We start from the raw sequence: 17186 nt of genomic DNA on the forward strand, positions 1-17186 counted from the left end.
CCGTAAACGCAAGGCTAATCCCTGCGCACTATTCTTAAGCTTTTTCCGAGACCTTGCCCGAATCCTTTATTCCCTGGAAAAGAAGATTGGTCTGCAGCTGGATATACTCCTCAATGCTGTACATTTTCTGCAGGGACCAGCGGCGAAATGCCCACATTTGCCCCTGGACAAAAATGTTATGGGCGATCATTTTGATTTTTTCCTCCGGCAGGTCCAGTTCTCCGTTCTCCACGCAAAGGGTAATGACATGCTCGAACATGCCAACCATTTCAATTTCTTTCTTGAGCACATATGGAAGGGCGTCTTTTGTCAGCGCCTTTACTTCCTGGTACATGACAAGCACTTCATCCTGCATTTCGTCGACGACTTTGAAGTAATCGGCGATGCCCTGTTTCAGGCTCTCAAGTGTGCCCTGTTTTGTATCAAGGCCTTTTTGAAGCCGCTCGGCAACCTGATCGTAAATGCTGTCACAAACCAGGTACAGGACGTCTTCCTTTGTCCGGATGTATTCATAAAGCGTTCCAATACTAAAACCAGATGCCTTTGCGATCTCTCTAGTTGTTGTACGATGGAACCCTTTTTGGATAAAAAGGGTGACGGCACCTTTGATCATCTGATCGCGTCTTTTTTTGACAAGACGCTCATCTTTAACAGAAGCCTGCACTTCCCGTTTTTTCATTGTTACCTACCGCCTCCCGCCATTCATATGCCTGTTTATAAATTTGTTTTAGCTTATGAATTATGCCCGTTGATTTCCGCTCCAGGCTGCTCGCTTTCCGCGGGGCAGGCGGTGAGCCTCCTCGACGCTTCACGTCTGCGGGGTCTCACCTGTCCAGCTACTCCCGATGGACGTTGAGTAATCTTCCCTGAAAAAACATCGCACGAAGAAAATGCGATAGCATTTTCGAGGATCTCGCACCTTCCGCTCCAATCAACTCATTGCTAAAAACTTAGTCAGCAGCTCTAATGTACAACTTTCAGCAAAAAAGCCCTTTTAAGACTTATTTCGTTACCATACGAGAGATTACAAGACGCTGGATTTCCTGTGTACCCTCGTAAATCTGTGTTATTTTGGCGTCGCGCATGTAGCGTTCTACCGGGTAGTCCTTTGTATATCCATAGCCGCCAAAGATTTGAACGGCGTCTGTTGTTACTTTCATGGCCGTGTCGCCCGCAAGAAGTTTGGACATGGCAGATTCTTTTCCGTATGGAAGTCCTTCTGATTCCAGCCATGCTGCCTGGTAAGTTAATAGTCTTGAAGCTTCGATGCTTGTTGCCATGTCAGCCAGCTTAAAGCCGATTCCCTGCTGGGCAGCGATTGGCTTGCCGAATTGGTGGCGTTCTTTAGCGTATTCGATGGAAGCATCCAGTGCACCCTGAGCGATTCCGACTGCCTGAGCAGCAATGCCGTTGCGGCCGCCATCCAGTGTCATCATGGCAACTTTGAAGCCCTCGCCTACATTGCCAAGCACGTTCTCAACCGGCACCTTACACTCTTCAAAAATAATCTCAGTTGTAGGTGATGAACGTATTCCCAATTTCTTTTCCTTCTTGCCGACAGAGAAGCCTTCAAAGCCTGCTTCCACGATGAACGCTGTTGTTCCTTTATGCTTGGAGGATGGATCTGTCAGGGCAAACACGACATAGATATCTGCGATTCCGCCGTTTGTAATGAATATTTTGCTGCCGTTTAAGACGTAATGATCGCCCTCAAGACGTGCTGTCGTTCTCATTCCGCCGGCATCAGATCCGCTGCCCGGCTCAGTAAGGCCGTATGCCCCGATTTTTTCACCTTGTGCCATTGGCTTTAAGTATTTTTGCTTTTGCTCTTCGTTGCCGAACTTGAAGATCGGCCAGCCTGCAAGGGACGTATGGGCAGAAAGAGTTACACCTGTAGATGCACACACTCTTGAAAGCTCTTCAACTGCGATGCAGTAAGCCAGGTAATCACTGCCGATTCCGCCGTACTCTTCAGGCCACGGAATCCCTGTTAAGCCAAGCTCCGCCATTTTGTCAAAAATCTCTCTGTCAAAGCGTTCTTCTTCGTCGCGTTCAGCAGCAGTCGGAGCTACTTCGTTCCTGGCAAAATCGCGCACCATTTTTCTGATCATTTCATGCTCTTCACTTAATTGGAAATTCATTGCTGGTCCCTCGCTTTATATGGATTCGTTAACTTTTTTATAAAAAGGCTGCTTTACAGCTGTTTGCTGATGACAATCCGCTGAATTTCGCTTGTGCCTTCATAGATTTCGGTAATTTTTGCATCGCGGAAGTAGCGCTCAACCGGGTAATCCTCTGTGTAGCCGTAGCCGCCGAATACCTGGATGGCTTCTGTTGTCACGTCCACTGCCGTTTTGGATGCAAACAGCTTTGCCATGGAGGCTTCGAGTCCGCACTTGATGCCGCGCTGACGCATATCTGCTGCGCGATAGATTAATAGTTTTGCTGCTTCAACGCTTGTTGCCATGTCTGCAAGCTTAAAGCCGACACCCTGCTGAGCAGCGATCGGCTTGCCGAACTGTACACGTTCCTTTGCATAACCCGCGGCTGCTTCAAAAGCTGCTTCTGCAATTCCAAGTGCCTGTGAAGCAATCCCGATCCGTCCGGCATCCAGATTAGCCATCGCAATCTTGAAGCCCTCTCCTTCATTGCCGAGGAGATTTTCAGCCGGAACCCGCATATCTTCAAATGTCAGCTGCAATGTTCTGGAGCCGTGCAGACCCATTTTGTGCTCATCTTTTCCAAACACAAGGCCTGGCGTATCCTTCTCGACAATGAAAGCGGAGATGCCTTTGCTGCCAAGCTCCGGATTTGTGGAAGCAAATACGATATAGACGTCGGCCTCGCCGGCATTCGTGATGAACACTTTTGAACCATTAATGACATAATGATCTCCGTTTTTTACCGCACGGGACTTTAAGCTTCCGGCATCCGAGCCTGCGCTCGGTTCTGTGAGGCAAAAAGCGCCGAGATACTCGCCTGAAGCAAGCTTCGGAATATATTTCTGCTTTTGCTCTTCCGTACCGAAATAAAGGATTGGGTTTGTTCCAACCGATGTGTGGACCGATAAAATAACTCCAACCGTCGCACTTACGCGGGACAGTTCATGGATGGCGATAATATAAGAGGTAAAGTCCATTTCCGATCCGCCGTATTTTTCAGGAATGGGAATCCCCATCAGGCCAAGCTCGCCCATTTTGCGGAGAATCTCCCTTGGAAACTCGCCCTGCTCCATCTTTTCAACAAAAGGGGCGATTTCTGCTTGAGCAAAATCGCGCACCATTTTTCTCATCATTTCCTGCTCTTCAGTAAATCTCAGGTTCATTTGTATACCCTCCGATGCTGCCTGGGTCTGATGGCCAAGGCTAATGGTTTATTCGTAAACGTAGAAGCCTCTGCCTGTCTTCTTGCCAAGCCAGCCGGCTTTTACATATTTTCTTAACAGCGGGCATGGGCGGTATTTATCATCGCCAAAGCCTTCATGCAGGGTTTCCATAATATACAGGCATGTGTCCAGGCCAATGAAGTCTGCCAAAGTCAGCGGTCCCATTGGATGGTTCATGCCAAGCTTCATCACTTCATCAATGGCCTCTTTTGTCGCGACCCCTTCGTAAAGCGTGAAGATTGCTTCATTGATCATCGGCATCAGGATGCGGTTGGATACAAATCCTGGGAAATCATTTACTTCTACCGGCACTTTTTTGAGTGTCTTCGTGATGTCTTCGATCGTTTGGTACACTTCGTCAGCAGTCGCAAGGCCGCGGATGATTTCCACAAGCTTCATCACCGGCACCGGGTTCATAAAATGCATGCCGATTACTTTTTCCGGACGCTTGGTTGCTGCTGCGATTTCTGTAATCGGAAGGGATGACGTGTTGCTTGCCAGAATCGCATGCTCTGGTGCAATTTCATCCAGCTGGCTGAAAATCTTCGTTTTAATCTCCATGTTTTCAACCGCTGCTTCGATGACGAGCTCTACGTTTTTGGCGTCCTGAAGATTGCTTGAAGCGGTTACATTTTTCAGTACTGCTTCCATCTCGTCCGCTGTCATGCGCTCTTTTTCCACCTGGCGGGAAAGATTCTTTTTAATCACAGCAAGGCCGCGTTCCACAAACTCCGGCTTTAAGTCATTTAAGATGACGCTATAGCCTGCCTGAGCACAAACCTGTGCGATTCCTGAACCCATTTGTCCAGCACCGATTACCATAATGTTTTTTACGTTCATTTTTGTATCCTCCGTTCTTGGGTTTGACCGGTAAATTACTAATAGATGATCAATTGCCCAAATCGTTTCTCTGTTTGGCCGGTATTTTTGCTGATATGGCCGGTAAATTCTGCTTCTTGGCCGGTATTTTTATAAAATCGGCCGGTAAATAGCCAATTTAGGCCGGTAAATGTTCGTTCCGCCGGGCGTTTTATCCGCATGGCCGGTAAATACCTGATTTGGGCCGATAAATGGGCCGCTGCACCGATTTTTTGTCCGGTAAGACGGCTTTTTCCGTGAAGCAGCCGCCTTACCAAAGCAGATTATTGCTTCGGAACCTCAATCATCACCGCATCGCCCTGGCCGCCGCCGCTGCAGATAGCCGCAATGCCGATTCCGCCTCCGCGGCGCTTCAGTTCGTGCATCAGGGTCAGAATAATTCTTGCACCGCTCGCGCCAATTGGGTGGCCAAGAGCCACGGCCCCGCCGTTGACGTTTACTTTTTCAGCATCAAGGCCGGCAATTTTTCCGCTTGTAAGTGCCACGGCTGCAAATGCTTCATTTATTTCAAATAGATCAATCTCTTCAAGGGTTTTTCCTGTCTTTTTCAAAAGAGCATTAATGACAAGGCCCGGTGTCTGCGGGAAGTCTTTGGCTTCCACAGCAAGAGCTGTATGGCCGAGAATATAAGCTTCCGGTTTTTTGCCTTCGCGTTCTGCACGTTCTTCGCTCATCAATACCAATGCTGCTGCTCCGTCGTTGACGCCAGGCGCATTACCGGCAGTGATCGTTCCGTCGGAGTTAAAAACAGATCCGAGCTTGGCGAGCTTTTCTAAAGAAGTATCTTTACGGGGAGACTCATCCTGAGAAACAACGACCGGTTCCCCTTTTCGCTGCGGAACTTCCACAGGTACGATTTCTTCTGCCAGTTTGCCGGATTCGATTGCAGCAAGCGCACGTTCATGGCTTCTCATCGCCCAGTTGTCCTGCTCTTCACGGCTGATTTCGAATTCTTTCGCTGTCGAGTTTCCGTACGTTCCCATATGGACGCCTGTGAAGCTGCAGCTTAAACCGTCGTGAACCATTAAATCCTTGACCGATGAATCACCCATGCGCAGGCCCCAGCGTGCTTTTGGCAAAATGTATGGCGCGTTGCTCATGGACTCCATGCCGCCGGCAACGATGACTTCCTCGTCACCCGCACGGATGATCTGGTCTCCTAATGTGACGCTTCGCATTCCGGAAGCACACACTTTATTGATCGTTTCTGTTTTCACTTCCCATGGCAAGCCTGCTTTTCTGGCAGCCTGGCGTGAAGGGATTTGCCCCTGTCCTCCCTGGAGAACGGTTCCGAGAATCACTTCGTCAACATCCTCCGGGTTAACGCCGGCACGGTTCAGCGCTTCTTTAACTGCAAATCCGCCAAGATCAGAAGCTGTAAAGCTGCTGAGACCGCCTGCAAATTTTCCAAAAGGTGTTCTTACTCCGCTAAGAATTACGGTTTTCCCCATAAAGAATCGCTCCTTTGTACTATTAATTTAAAATGTTCGAAAAATTGATTAGAAAAAAGTTGGGTCTATGAAGCTGTTCTTGCTGAAGTTATGTTTGTGAAGGTGCTTTAGCTGACTGAACGCTCGCTCGAAAAGACTGCGACAAAAGGATTTACCCGATCTTCAGTCACCCGGCGAAATTGTAAGCGCTTTATCATTTTCTATTTTACTAGAAAAATAGCAGAAATTGAAACACTTTACACAAAATTCAGGCAAAAACATTTTTCGTCAAAATGCATTACAGGAATTTTGGCTGTGCTTCAATTTCCGCTTTCAATATATTAGGATGCTACATTTCGGCTTTCACCTATAACAGACTTTTCAAGAATTTCAGCAACATCGTACGTATGAACCTGTTCTTCCACTTCTTTCGCTTTCGTTCCATCAGACAGCATGGTTAAGCAGTATGGACATCCTGAACTAATCACGGATGGATTTACTGCCAATGCCTGCTCTGTGCGTGATACGTTGATGCGGTGTCCGGTTTCTTCTTCCATCCACATCAGGCCGCCGCCCGCTCCGCAGCACATGCCGGTTTCGCGGTTTCTTTCCATTTCCACAAGCTTGACGCCCGGGATGCTCTTAAGGATTTCTCGCGGAGGATCATACACCTCGTTGTAGCGTCCCAGATAGCAGGAATCATGGAAGGTAATCGTTTCTTCCACAGCATATTGCGGCTTCAGCTTACCTTCTTCCACAAGCTGGGCAAGAACTTCAGTATGGTGAAAAACCTCTGCCTCTAATCCGAAATCCGGATACTCATTTTTAAAGATGTTGTAGGCATGAGGATCGATCGTGACGATCTTCTTCACTTCATTCTTCTCAAACTCTTCAATATTCTTAGTGGCAAGCTCCTGGAACAAGAACTCGTTTCCAAGACGTCTTGGCGTGTCACCGGAGTTCTTTTCCTTGTTGCCAAGGATGGCGAACTTGACGCCGGCCTCATTCATCAGTTTCGCAAAGGAAAGAGCGATCTTCTGGCTGCGGTTGTCGTAAGAGCCCATGGAACCAACCCAGAATAAGTATTCGAACTCTTCGCCCGCCTTTTTCATTTCCTTCACTGTCGGCACATGAACATCTTCACGTGCTTCTCTCCAGTCTTCACGCTCCTTGCGGTTCAGTCCCCAAGGATTGCCCTGGCGCTCGATATTTGTCATGGCGCGCTGTGCGTCAGCGTCCATCTTACCCTCAGTTAACACAAGGTAGCGGCGCAGATCGATAATTTTATCAACATGTTCATTCATTACCGGACATTGGTCTTCACAGTTTCGGCAAGTCGTACAAGCCCAGATTTCTTCTTCTGTAATGACTTCGCCAATCAGGCTTGGGCTGTATGCAAGGCCAGCTGCAGCTTCTTCTGCACCCTGGCCGGCAGCTGCAAGGGCAAGCTGATTGCCTTTCGTGTTGGAAAAAGCGAATGTCGGCACCCAAGGCTGCTTCGACGTGACAGCAGCACCGTGATTTGTTAAATGATCACGCAATTTCAGGATTAAATCCATCGGCGAAAGCATCTTTCCAGTGCCGGTTGCCGGACACATATTGGTACAGCGTCCGCATTCCACACACGCATAGAAGTCAATCATCTGATGCTGTGTAAAATCTTCAATCTTTCCGACACCAAAGCTTTCCTGTGATTCATCTTCAAAGTCGATTGCCTTTAATTTCCCCGGATTGTCCAAACGGTTGAAATATACGTTGGCCGGTCCGGCGATTAAGTGAGCGTGCTTGGATTGAGGGACATACACCAGGAATGCAAGCAGGAATAATAAATGAATCCACCATGCGATATAAAAGACAGCAATTGAGGCTGTTTCACCCATCCATGAGAATCCGCCGGCAATCAGGGAAGCAACCGGTTCTGTCCAGGTTCCTTCATGGCCATGCCAGATCATGCTCATTCCATTGCCAAGCAGGACGGAAAGCATGAGACCTCCTATAAAAATAAGGACGAGACCTGATTTGAATCCGCGCTTTAAGCGGACAAGCTTTTCCACATAACGGCGGTAGAAAGCCCAGATTACCGCAACAAGGATCGTAAGGGTCACAATTTCCTGGAAAAAGGTGAACCCGGGATATAAAGGTCCAAGCGGGAGGTGTGCACCTGGCTTAATTCCTTTTATAATAAAATCAATCGCTCCGAATTGGACAAGAATGAAGCCGTAGAAAAACATCACGTGAATGATGCCGCTTTTCTTATCCTTTAAAAGCTTTTTCTGGCCAAAAACATTGACCCAGATCTTTTCAAGGCGCTCTTTCACCTTGCCGTCAAACTCCACCTTTTTGCCAAGCTTAATATATTCAATCCGCGTCTTTACAACATAGACAAACAGGCTGATAGAGTAAGCGGTTACAAGAAGGAATGCAATTAAGTTGATCCATAATAATCCGTTCATGGGCATGGTGCTCCTTTCTTCATCTTAGAAAATTTAAAAAACAGTATAATTTTCTGAATTTACTCTTACTCCCATTATATTATGAATGAGCATTCAGTCAACCACTTTTCTTAAAACTTGTTCGAAAAATTTTATTATTTCCATTTATTAATTTCTTTTTTAAAGAGGAAAAGTCCTCCCTGTTTGGCAAGAATCCATGATAGAAATGGCACGGCAGGAAATACTAACGGGAAAACCCTGTCGAGAGGAAGATCGCAATGACTGTCTGGAATATCATTATGGCCGTATTACTCATCATATTCCTGTGGCTCTATATCGATTTTACATGGGGCCGGAAAAGCCATATGAAAAAGCTGGAGCGGACCGCATGCCCTATCCGGCAGTCTGATATGGAGCTGTTTGCAGACGGGCCTGCTTTGTTTGAAAACTTATTTTCCGAGCTTAAAAAAGCTCAAAAGCACATTCATGTTTTATTTTATATTGTGAAGGATGATAAAATCAGCAAGGAGTTTTTAACCATATTAATGGGTAAAGCAAAAGAAGGAGTGGAAGTCCGTCTTCTCCTGGATTGGGCCGGAAGCTTTCCTGTCAAAAGAAAAACCGTCAAGGAACTGAAGAGCAGCGGCATCAAGTTTTCGTTTGCCCATGTGCCAAAGCTGCCTTTTCTCTTTTATTCATTTCAGGCCAGGAACCATCGAAAAATTACTGTTATTGACGGGAAGGTCGGTTACAGCGGCGGTTTTAATATCGGCAAAGAATACATCAATCAGGATAAAAAGCTGAATCCGTGGCGTGACTACCATTTAAAGTTTTGGGGCGAAGGTGTGCAGGATCTGCAAAGAGAGTTTCTGATTGACTGGTATAAAGCAACGAAGACCGACCTGCTCGCAAACAGCGTCTATTTTCCTGAGCTTCATGCCGGTGAATACCGGCATCAGTTTGCGGCTTATAAAGGAGCTTTTCTGGAAGAAAGCTTCTCCTCCTTAATACGGAATGCGAAAACGAGCATTACGATTGGTACCCCCTATTTTATTCCGGGCAAAAGACTTTTTAAGGATCTGCTCCATGCCCTGGAACGCGGCGTCACAGTCAAGATTCTCGTCCCATGCGTGACAGATCATATTCTTGTAAAAGAAGCATCATATTTATATCTGCGAACCTTGATAAAAGAAGGCGCTTATGTGTATGAGTACAAAAAGGGCTTTTACCATGCAAAGGCGATTATTATCGATAATGAAATCAGTGATGTCGGAACAGCCAATTTTGATAAGAGGAGCCTGTTCTTAAATTATGAAATCAATTGCTTTATTTATGACAAAGAGTTCATAAAGCAGATCCGGGCTGTTGTAGACAAAGACATACTAAATGCAAAGAGATTGACGCTTAAAGAATTAAACCGGCTGGATCCTTTACGGACATTTAAGGAGATGCTTGCCCGTTCTGTGGCAAGTTTCCTGTAAAGGAGGCCGGCATAAAGAAGGTGCTGCAAATTGAAAATCAGACTGGGGTATGTTTCCCATGCGATCAGCTTGTGGGAGGCATCTCCTGCAAGGACATTAACCTTTACACGCTATCAGCAGCTGCCTGAGGAGGAAAGGCTGGATAAGCTGAAGGCCGTCACAGCAGTGAATCTGCAAAATACGTTAAGAATGCTTTATTTTAATATCGCACATGAAATTCAGCTGTATCGGCTCTCAAGCTCCATCGTGCCTCTGGCCACCCATCCGGAGGTTTTATGGGATTTTGTCACCCCCTTTAAGGAAAGATGGCTTGAGATTGGCGATTTGATTAAAAAACATGATCTCCGCGTGAGCTTTCACCCCAATCAATTCACCCTGTTCACTTCGCCGCGCGAGGATGTGACCCGGAATGCAGTTAAAGATATGGAATACCATTACCGGATGTTTGAGGCCATGGGTGTTGAAAAGAAAAGCGTCATCAACATTCATATTGGAGGGGCTTACGGAGATAAGCTCTCGACCATTGAACGGTTCCATGAAAATCTGAAGATGCTGCCGTCTCATATCAAAGAGCAAATGACACTCGAGAATGATGATAAAACCTATAACGCGGATGAAACGCTCCTGGCCTGCCAGAAGGAAAACATCCCTCTTGTATTCGATTATCATCACCATATGGCGAACCTAAGCACCCGCCCGCTGGAAGAAATTCTTCCGGAGATTTATCAGACATGGGGCAAAACAGGACTCAAGCCGAAAATTCATATTTCCTCGCCCAAATCGGAAAAGGCCTTTCGGTCCCATGCCGACTATGTTGACCTGGATTTTATCCGGCCCCTTCTCGACCTGCTGAAAACCTTTAATCAGGATGTCGATTTTATGATCGAGGCGAAAGCCAAGGACATGGCTGCACTTAAGCTGACAGAGGATATCAGCAGTATCCGCGGGGTGAAAAGGATCGGCGGAGCGGAAGTAGAGTGGAAATAATGAAGGCGTTCCATGTGCGGAACGCCTTTTTATTTTAACTGAATTTCCCTTACCTTCTGTCTCTGCTCCTCCGGCCACCAGGCTCCGCAGTCTTCAGAGACTACACAGGCTGCACATTTTTCCAGGTCGTACACCCTCATACTCGTAATCGGAGGTGAATAAAGGTGCAGTGTGACAAGGTTTTCCCTGCCTGCGCTCTTCATTTTGTGCACACCTTTTTTAGGCGCAAAAAAGAAGGAGCCTTGGGACTTAACCTCTGCAAAAAGCTCAATTGGGACGTCTTCCCTCACTTCAAAAACAGTGTTTTCCGAATCTCCGTTTAACACTTGAATCCATCCTTTTGAGTTTCCATGATCATGCGGGGCGCATTCGATATCCGACCAGTTCATAACGAGCAGCTCCACTTCATCATTTTGATAGAGAAGCTTGCGGTAATAGGGTTTTCCATCTGCCGGCTGCAAGTGTGGAAGCAGGTCCTCAAGCTTGATATTCAGTGAGGCCAAAGCTATTTTTAGTTCATCTGCAGAAGGTGATTTTAAAAAAGCCAAAATGCTTTGAAACCGTTCATTCAAGCTCATAAAACGACTCCCCTTTCAAGTGGATTATCGTTTCCTCCATGAAAAATATTTCAGCTGACCATTCACCATGATCACCCCTATAATAATTATGATTCCGCCCATGATGCTTATGAAGAAAATTTTTTCACGAAGCAGAAGAATGGCCGCCATAAGGGTAAATAACGGCTCCATGTAGATAAACATGGATACCTTGGAGGCTTCCAAAACATCGAGCGCCTTGGACCAGTACCAGTAGCCGATCCCTGAAACAAATATGCCCAGAAACATTATATGGGCCCATTCAGAACCAGCTAATAGATGGAATTTCTCCCATCCTCTATCTCTCAATAAAAAGGGAATTGTCAGCATGCATCCAAGCAGGCTCATATAAAAAGTGACCACAAGGGAAGGCAGCTTAATGTGCAGTTTTTTTACCAGGATGGAATATACGGCCCAATTCAGTGTACTTAGAATCATGAGGAAATATCCTATATTTAAAGCAAATCCCAGCGTCTGACCGCTCCTCGCTCCCGTTACCATGAGCACGCCGGAAATTGCAGTTATAATGCCCAGTGTCTTAAGGAATGTCAATTTTTCATGAAGAAAGATCATGGAGAGAAGCACGGTAAAAACAGGTGAAAAAGAAATAATCCATCCCGCTGAGGAGGCGTCTATCGTCTCTAGGGCTGTGACCTGGATGACCTGATGGATGAAAACGCCAAGTACACCGAGAACAATTAAATGGGGAATATATTTAAGCGGAATCCGGAGCGGATATCTTTTCAAAAGAAGTACCAGGAGCAGAAAAGCCGCTCCGATAGCAAACCGGAGCATGATTAATGTATAAGGGTCCAGCTTATCCAAAACAGCTTTGGTGGAGACAAAAGAGACTCCCCAAAAACTGATCGAAATGGTTGCATAAAGTGAGGCTGCAAACTGTGGCTTCATGGGCGGGCCTGTCCTTTCCGGAAGGGGTTTTTACCATGATATGCTCGTCCGGATGTAACATGCGGTGTTTTTTTGGCAGTTTTGACAGGTTAGTTCCTAAATTTATGATTTGACTGCTGATTTGGCTGGTTTGCTGTCCGGATTTCTGTTTGTTTGATGAGTTTGTTTGCAGTTTTCCGAATCTATTTGCCGATTTTCAAGGTTTATTTGCAAACATTCCAGATCTATTTGCTGATTTCCCAGGGTTATTTGCAAACATTCCAGATCTATTTGCTGATTTCCCAGGGTTATTTGCAAACATTCCGGATCTATTTGCAAAGTTCACATTTAGACAAAAAGGATGCCCGCAACTCACGTGGACATCCTTTCCCAATCTATCTCAATATCCCCTGCAGCCAAGGCAGAACCACTTCATAGGCTTTAAACCCGAGGTAAATGCCTACAATTCCCATAATCCCGGGAAGCGCTGGAGGTGCGGGAATCGGCAGCTTCATGAAAGCAAAAACGAATCCGACTACAAATCCTGTAAGAATAGATAATAGAACGATTTTCATGAGACCCTCCTAAAATGGCTTACTATGTTTTACCAGTTTCACTATACCCTTAAACATATGACTTTAGCTTCCCCTTTTTCGTCTAAAACATGAAAAAAGCCGGCACCAATAAGTGCCAGCTTCCACCATTACATTTTTTCCGGAGCAGATACGCCAATTAATTTTAGGGAGTTCTTCAAAGTAGTCTGAACCGCTTTGATCAGTGCCAGACGTGCTTTCGTTCTTTCCGGATTTTCCGCATCCAATACTTTTTCAGCATTATAGAAGCTGTGGAAAGATGAAGCCAGTTCATAAATATAGTTCGTAATTCTGTGCGGCATGCGCTTTTGCGCTGCTTCGCCGACAGACTGCGGGAATTCACCGATCTTCTTCAGAACGTCGATTTCCTTTTCCGCAGAAATCAGGGAGTAATCTGCCGCTTCAGCAGACATGCCCTGCTCTTCACCCTGGCGCAGGATGCTGGAAATACGAGCGTGTGCGTACTGAGCATAGTAAACAGGGTTTTCATTAGATTGGGATACAGCCAGGTCAAGGTCAAAATCAAGATGTGTATCTGCGCTTCTCATCGCAAAGAAATAGCGTGTTGCGTCCAGTCCTACTTCTTCTACAAGGTCACGCATTGTTACCGCTTTGCCGGTACGTTTGCTCATCTTCATTTTTTCGCCGTTTTTGTACAGATGTACAAGCTGGATGATCTCGACTTCAAGCGCATCACGGTCATAACCAAGAGCCTGGATGGCCGCCTTCATGCGCGGAATGTAGCCATGGTGGTCAGCACCCCAGATGTTGATCAACTTTTCAAAGCCTCTTTCAAGCTTGTCTTTATGGTAAGCGATATCTGGAGTCAGATACGTGTAAGAGCCGTCATTTTTAATAAGGACACGGTCTTTATCATCACCGAAAGTGGTGGAGCGGAACCATGTTGCGCCCTCTTCCTCGTAAATGTGGCCGTTATCCTTTAATGCCTGAAGGGCTGTGTCGATTTTGCCATTATGGTAAAGGGATGTTTCCGAATACCAGACATCGAATGGAACGCGGAAGTCTTCCAGGTCCTGCTTCAGCTTCGCCATTTCATATTTCAGGCCGTATTCACGGAAAAAGTCAAAACGCTCTTTTTCATCCGCATTGACATATTTATCGCCGTGCTCATCAGCCAGCTTTTTGCCGATGCCGATGATGTCTTCGCCTTGATAGCCGTCAGCAGGCATTTCTTTATCTAAGCCAAGAGCCTGGAAATAACGGGCTTCAACTGATAGAGCCAGATTGTTGATCTGGTTGCCGGCATCATTGATATAGTACTCACGGGAAACATCGTAGCCGGCTTTGTCTAAGATGTTGCATAGGGAGTCGCCGACAGCTGCGCCGCGGGCATGTCCCAGATGCAGGTCCCCTGTCGGGTTAGCGGAAACAAACTCCACCTGGATCTTCTGATTGTTGCCGACTGTTGTTTCTCCGTACTGATCTCCTGCTTCCAGAACGGCCGGAATCAGATCAGTCAGATAAGCGTTATTCATGTAAAAATTGATAAAGCCAGGTCCGGCGATTTCAATTTTTTCAATGGAAGCCTTTGAGCTGTCAAAAGAAGCAATAAGCTCTTCTGCAATCACTCTTGGCGCCTTTTTTGCCACTCGCGCCAGCTGCATCGCCATATTCGTGGAATAATCGCCATGCGACTTTTCCTTCGGGATTTCAAGAATCACATCGGGAATCTGCTCTTCCGCTGCCAAACCGGCTTTCACAACCGCATCCTTAATTTCCTGCTTTAATTTTCCTTGCACCTGCTCAACTATGTTCATTGTTCTCCTCCTCAAACGTAATCGCCAAATGGTATGTACCTGCCTGGGATCCCTGCATTTTCAGGTCGTATAAAATATCAATCGAACCTTCGCCGGATTCGCCGTCATATTGATGGGCCATCCGCTTGGTCACCGTACCCATCTCAAACACTCCATACGGCGTCTCGTAGCTGCCGCGGAGCTTTTTATTCATTCTGAAAGGGAGCCTCATTTTCACGGCGCCGCTTCGTAAAATCAGCCCGTCTGCATCGGACATTTTTATAATCGTCTTTACTGTTCCCTCTTCCATCACTTCATCATACTGAAGGAAACGGGCGGAATCTTTTATATAGTATCGGCCAAAAGCAGTCAATTCAAAAGTCTCTTTGCTGCCTCCACTGCGAATATCTGTCTTCACATTAATCTTCACAGGCATTTGTTCCGCTGAGCGACTGGACAACGGCAACACATCCTTTTCATCATATATAACTATATAAGTATAAATACTTGATGGGGAAAGTGCAAGAAGCTGGTGACAGGAAGAAAAGCGGAAGCGCCTTGCCCACCCCCGACAAGCACAAGACGAGCCTCACGGAAAGGCGTCCTTTGCCTTTTTGGGAGGATTGCCTGAAAAGTGAAGGCGACTGTCCAGGGACGACAAGCATAAGACGAGCCCTGCAAGAAGGTGTTCTTTCCTTCTGGAAGGGATCAGCTTATGTCTCGAGTCCCTAGGAGCCGCAACTAGACAAGTTTGTGACCTCGAGGGGGTAGGCGTTCCTCCGAAAAGCTAATGCTTTTAGTCGTGCGATGATGATGCTGTCGAAGCGTTCCTTGTGGAGCCAGACAGGCACCGCTCGAAATTTGTCGAATAAAAAAAACGGAGACCGAGGTCCCCGTTATTTTTTATTCACCCATCCCAGAATCATTTCCCGGATCAGTTTGCTGGCTGTGTTGGCCGTTTGTTCAGATGGGTCATAGATAGGCGCGACCTCGACAAGGTCAGCTCCCACAACGTTTACATCTGAATGGGCAATTTCATGGATAGAAGCAAGAAGCTCTCTTGATGTGATGCCGCCTGCGTCCACTGTGCCTGTTCCCGGCGCGTGGGCAGGATCCAGTACATCAATATCAATTGTTACATAGACCGGACGTCCGGCAAGCTTAGGCAGAATCTCTTTCAATGGCTGATGCACTTCGAATTTGGAGATGTGCATGCCGACTTCCTTCGCCCACTGGAATTCTTCTTTCATGCCGGAACGGATGCCAAAAGAATAGACATTGCCTGGCCCGATCAGGTCAGCTGCTTTGCGGATCGGGGTTGAGTGGGATAATGGCTCCCCTTCATAATCCACCCGAAGATCTGTATGGGCATCCATGTGGATAATCGCCAGATCCGGATATTTTTTGTACATCGCTTTGATAACAGGCCAGGAAACCAGATGCTCTCCTCCCATGCCAAGCGGGAATTTACCCTCAGCCAGAAGCTGATCGATAAACTCTTCAATCATATCGATGCTTTTCTGCGGATTTCCGAATGGCAGCGGAATATCGCCGGCATCATAATATTTTACCTCTTCCAGCTCGCGGTCCAGGTATGGGCTGTACTCTTCAAGCCCGATGGACACTTCGCGGATGCGGGCGGGGCCGAAACGGGAGCCCGGACGATAGCTGACCGTCCAGTCCATCGGCATGCCATAAATGACCGCTTCACTTTCCTCGTAACTAGGATGGCTTTTAATAAACACATTGCCTGAATAGGCTTCATCAAAACGCACCAAGGTCATCCCTCACTTTTTATGTATTCAGGAAGGCTGCTCTGAGTAGCAGCCTGTCCATTATTTCACTAAGTCTGCAACAAATTTAGGCAATACGAATGCCGCTTTATGCAGTTCTTTTGTATAGTATTTTGTTTCGATCTCATGGAAGCGGTCTTCGCTTACTTCTAATGGATCGTATTTTTTAGAGCCGATTGTGAACGCCCACATGCCGCTTGGGTACGTAGGAATGTTGGCAGTGTATAGACGGGTGATCGGGAATATTTCTTTCACATCGCGCTGCACGTTGCGGATAAGGTCCGCTTTGAACCAAGGGTTGTCAGACTGGGCTACGAAGATGCCGTCTTCTTTTAGAGCTTTAGAGATCCCAGCATAGAAGCCCTTAGTGAATAGATTTACCGCAGGTCCTACCGGCTCAGTTGAGTCAACCATGATTACATCATACTCATTTTCGCTTTCAGCAATGTGCATGAAGCCATCGCCCACCTGTACATCTACGCGCGGGTCATCAAGCTTGCCTGCAATCTCAGGAAGGAATTTCTTTGAGTACTCAATAACCTTTCCGTCGATATCTACAAGAGTCGCCTTTTTCACGCTTGGGTGCTTAAGGACTTCACGGATAACGCCTCCGTCCCCGCCGCCTACTACAAGTACGTTTTCAGGGTTTGGATGTGTGAACAAAGGAATGTGCGCAACCATTTCATGGTACACAAATTCATCCTTGATTGAAGTCATAACCATGTCATCAAGAAGCAGCATATTGCCCCACTCTTCTGTTTCCACCATATCAAGCTTCTGGAATTCTGTCTGTTCTGTATGTAAAGTACGCTTCACCTTCATCGTAATGCCAAAGTTCTCTGTTTGTTTCTCTGTAAACCAAAGTCCCATTCTTTAATCATTCCTTCCATAAAAAAATGAATTATCAATAAAGAGCAGCAAAAAGCATTTTCATCTTTTATACTTCCCTAACATGCAAATAACAA

At 46.5% G+C, this 17186-nt stretch carries 16 protein-coding genes; 2 read left to right on the plus strand and 14 right to left on the minus strand.

Going from position 1 to position 17186, the window contains the following annotated elements; all coding sequences use genetic code 11:
- Nucleotides 1-34 precede the first annotated feature (34 nt).
- The 7 genes from CE058_RS17135 to CE058_RS17165 form a co-directional block, all read right to left on the minus strand.
- Nucleotides 35-679 carry a TetR/AcrR family transcriptional regulator gene (locus CE058_RS17135; RefSeq protein WP_035328010.1) on the minus strand — a complete coding sequence of 215 codons (645 nt, stop codon included), beginning with the start codon at nt 677-679 and terminating at the stop codon, nt 35-37.
- A gap of 322 nt (nt 680-1001) precedes the next feature.
- Entirely contained in the window at nt 1002-2141 is a 1140-nt protein-coding gene (locus CE058_RS17140) for an acyl-CoA dehydrogenase (RefSeq protein WP_048009445.1), read from the minus strand.
- Nucleotides 2142-2194: 53 nt separating this feature from the next.
- A complete protein-coding gene (locus CE058_RS17145) occupies nt 2195-3325 on the minus strand; it encodes an acyl-CoA dehydrogenase (protein ID WP_048009446.1) in 1131 nt (376 codons plus the stop codon).
- Between the two features lie 48 nt (nt 3326-3373).
- On the minus strand, nt 3374-4225 hold the full coding sequence (locus CE058_RS17150; protein WP_048009447.1) for a 3-hydroxybutyryl-CoA dehydrogenase: 852 nt from the start codon (nt 4223-4225) through the stop codon (nt 3374-3376).
- A gap of 38 nt (nt 4226-4263) precedes the next feature.
- Nucleotides 4264-4521: a hypothetical protein gene (locus CE058_RS17155; RefSeq protein WP_163144300.1), complete on the minus strand. Its 258-nt coding sequence runs from the start codon at nt 4519-4521 to the stop codon at nt 4264-4266.
- A gap of 6 nt (nt 4522-4527) precedes the next feature.
- Nucleotides 4528-5715 carry an acetyl-CoA C-acetyltransferase gene (locus tag CE058_RS17160; protein WP_048009449.1) on the minus strand — a complete coding sequence of 396 codons (1188 nt, stop codon included), beginning with the start codon at nt 5713-5715 and terminating at the stop codon, nt 4528-4530.
- 320 nt (nt 5716-6035) lie between these two features.
- A complete protein-coding gene (locus CE058_RS17165) occupies nt 6036-8147 on the minus strand; it encodes a (Fe-S)-binding protein (RefSeq protein WP_048009450.1) in 2112 nt (703 codons plus the stop codon).
- 257 nt (nt 8148-8404) lie between these two features.
- Between CE058_RS17165 and cls the strand changes: the two genes are divergently transcribed.
- Both cls and uvsE read left to right on the plus strand, forming a co-directional pair.
- On the plus strand, nt 8405-9607 hold the full coding sequence (gene cls / locus CE058_RS17170) for a cardiolipin synthase (protein WP_048009451.1): 1203 nt from the start codon (nt 8405-8407) through the stop codon (nt 9605-9607).
- 30 nt (nt 9608-9637) lie between these two features.
- The gene (gene uvsE, locus CE058_RS17175; RefSeq protein ID WP_048009452.1) at nt 9638-10594 is read left to right on the plus strand and encodes a UV DNA damage repair endonuclease UvsE; all 957 of its coding nucleotides are present in this window, start codon (nt 9638-9640) and stop codon (nt 10592-10594) included.
- A 29-nt stretch (nt 10595-10623) separates the two neighbouring features.
- On the opposite strand, the gene CE058_RS17180 is transcribed toward uvsE, so the two are convergent.
- The 7 genes from CE058_RS17180 to speE form a co-directional block, all read right to left on the minus strand.
- Complete coding sequence (locus tag CE058_RS17180; protein ID WP_163144302.1) at nt 10624-11172, minus strand: cysteine dioxygenase; 549 nt, start codon at nt 11170-11172, stop codon at nt 10624-10626.
- A gap of 24 nt (nt 11173-11196) precedes the next feature.
- Nucleotides 11197-12099: a DMT family transporter gene (locus CE058_RS17185; protein WP_048009500.1), complete on the minus strand. Its 903-nt coding sequence runs from the start codon at nt 12097-12099 to the stop codon at nt 11197-11199.
- Nucleotides 12100-12473: 374 nt separating this feature from the next.
- Entirely contained in the window at nt 12474-12653 is a 180-nt protein-coding gene (locus CE058_RS17190) for a XapX domain-containing protein (protein ID WP_035328032.1), read from the minus strand.
- 128 nt (nt 12654-12781) lie between these two features.
- Nucleotides 12782-14449: an arginine--tRNA ligase gene (argS, locus tag CE058_RS17195; protein ID WP_163144304.1), complete on the minus strand. Its 1668-nt coding sequence runs from the start codon at nt 14447-14449 to the stop codon at nt 12782-12784.
- Nucleotides 14436-14888 (minus strand): YwiB family protein, encoded by a 453-nt coding sequence (locus CE058_RS17200; protein WP_035328037.1) that lies wholly within the window; start codon nt 14886-14888, stop codon nt 14436-14438. Before CE058_RS17200 ends, argS begins: the two co-directional genes overlap by 14 nt.
- A gap of 436 nt (nt 14889-15324) precedes the next feature.
- Nucleotides 15325-16203 (minus strand): agmatinase, encoded by an 879-nt coding sequence (gene speB / locus CE058_RS17205; protein WP_076257277.1) that lies wholly within the window; start codon nt 16201-16203, stop codon nt 15325-15327.
- A 60-nt stretch (nt 16204-16263) separates the two neighbouring features.
- Nucleotides 16264-17091, minus strand: a complete 828-nt coding sequence (speE, locus tag CE058_RS17210) for a spermidine synthase (RefSeq protein WP_009332318.1) — start codon at nt 17089-17091, stop codon at nt 16264-16266.
- Nucleotides 17092-17186 lie beyond the last annotated feature (95 nt).

The organism is Bacillus sp. 22-7, assembly GCF_010628845.1.
Lineage (GTDB): Bacteria > Bacillota > Bacilli > Bacillales > Cytobacillaceae > Cytobacillus > Cytobacillus firmus_B.

Bases quoted from the DNA above. Each gene is read 5' to 3' on its own strand.
- CE058_RS17180 (WP_163144302.1), bottom strand. From the start codon at position 11,172: ATGAGCTTGAATGAACGGTTTCAAAGCATTTTGGCTTTTTTAAAATCA.
- CE058_RS17190 (WP_035328032.1), bottom strand. From the start codon at position 12,653: ATGAAAATCGTTCTATTATCTATTCTTACAGGATTTGTAGTCGGATTC.
- CE058_RS17135 (WP_035328010.1), bottom strand. From the start codon at position 679: ATGAAAAAACGGGAAGTGCAGGCTTCTGTTAAAGATGAGCGTCTTGTC.
- speE (WP_009332318.1), bottom strand. From the start codon at position 17,091: ATGGGACTTTGGTTTACAGAGAAACAAACAGAGAACTTTGGCATTACG.
- CE058_RS17145 (WP_048009446.1), bottom strand. From the start codon at position 3,325: ATGAACCTGAGATTTACTGAAGAGCAGGAAATGATGAGAAAAATGGTG.
- CE058_RS17160 (WP_048009449.1), bottom strand. From the start codon at position 5,715: ATGGGGAAAACCGTAATTCTTAGCGGAGTAAGAACACCTTTTGGAAAA.
- CE058_RS17165 (WP_048009450.1), bottom strand. From the start codon at position 8,147: ATGAACGGATTATTATGGATCAACTTAATTGCATTCCTTCTTGTAACC.
- cls (WP_048009451.1), top strand. From the start codon at position 8,405: ATGACTGTCTGGAATATCATTATGGCCGTATTACTCATCATATTCCTG.
- argS (WP_163144304.1), bottom strand. From the start codon at position 14,449: ATGAACATAGTTGAGCAGGTGCAAGGAAAATTAAAGCAGGAAATTAAG.
- CE058_RS17140 (WP_048009445.1), bottom strand. From the start codon at position 2,141: ATGAATTTCCAATTAAGTGAAGAGCATGAAATGATCAGAAAAATGGTG.
- CE058_RS17150 (WP_048009447.1), bottom strand. From the start codon at position 4,225: ATGAACGTAAAAAACATTATGGTAATCGGTGCTGGACAAATGGGTTCA.
- CE058_RS17185 (WP_048009500.1), bottom strand. From the start codon at position 12,099: ATGAAGCCACAGTTTGCAGCCTCACTTTATGCAACCATTTCGATCAGT.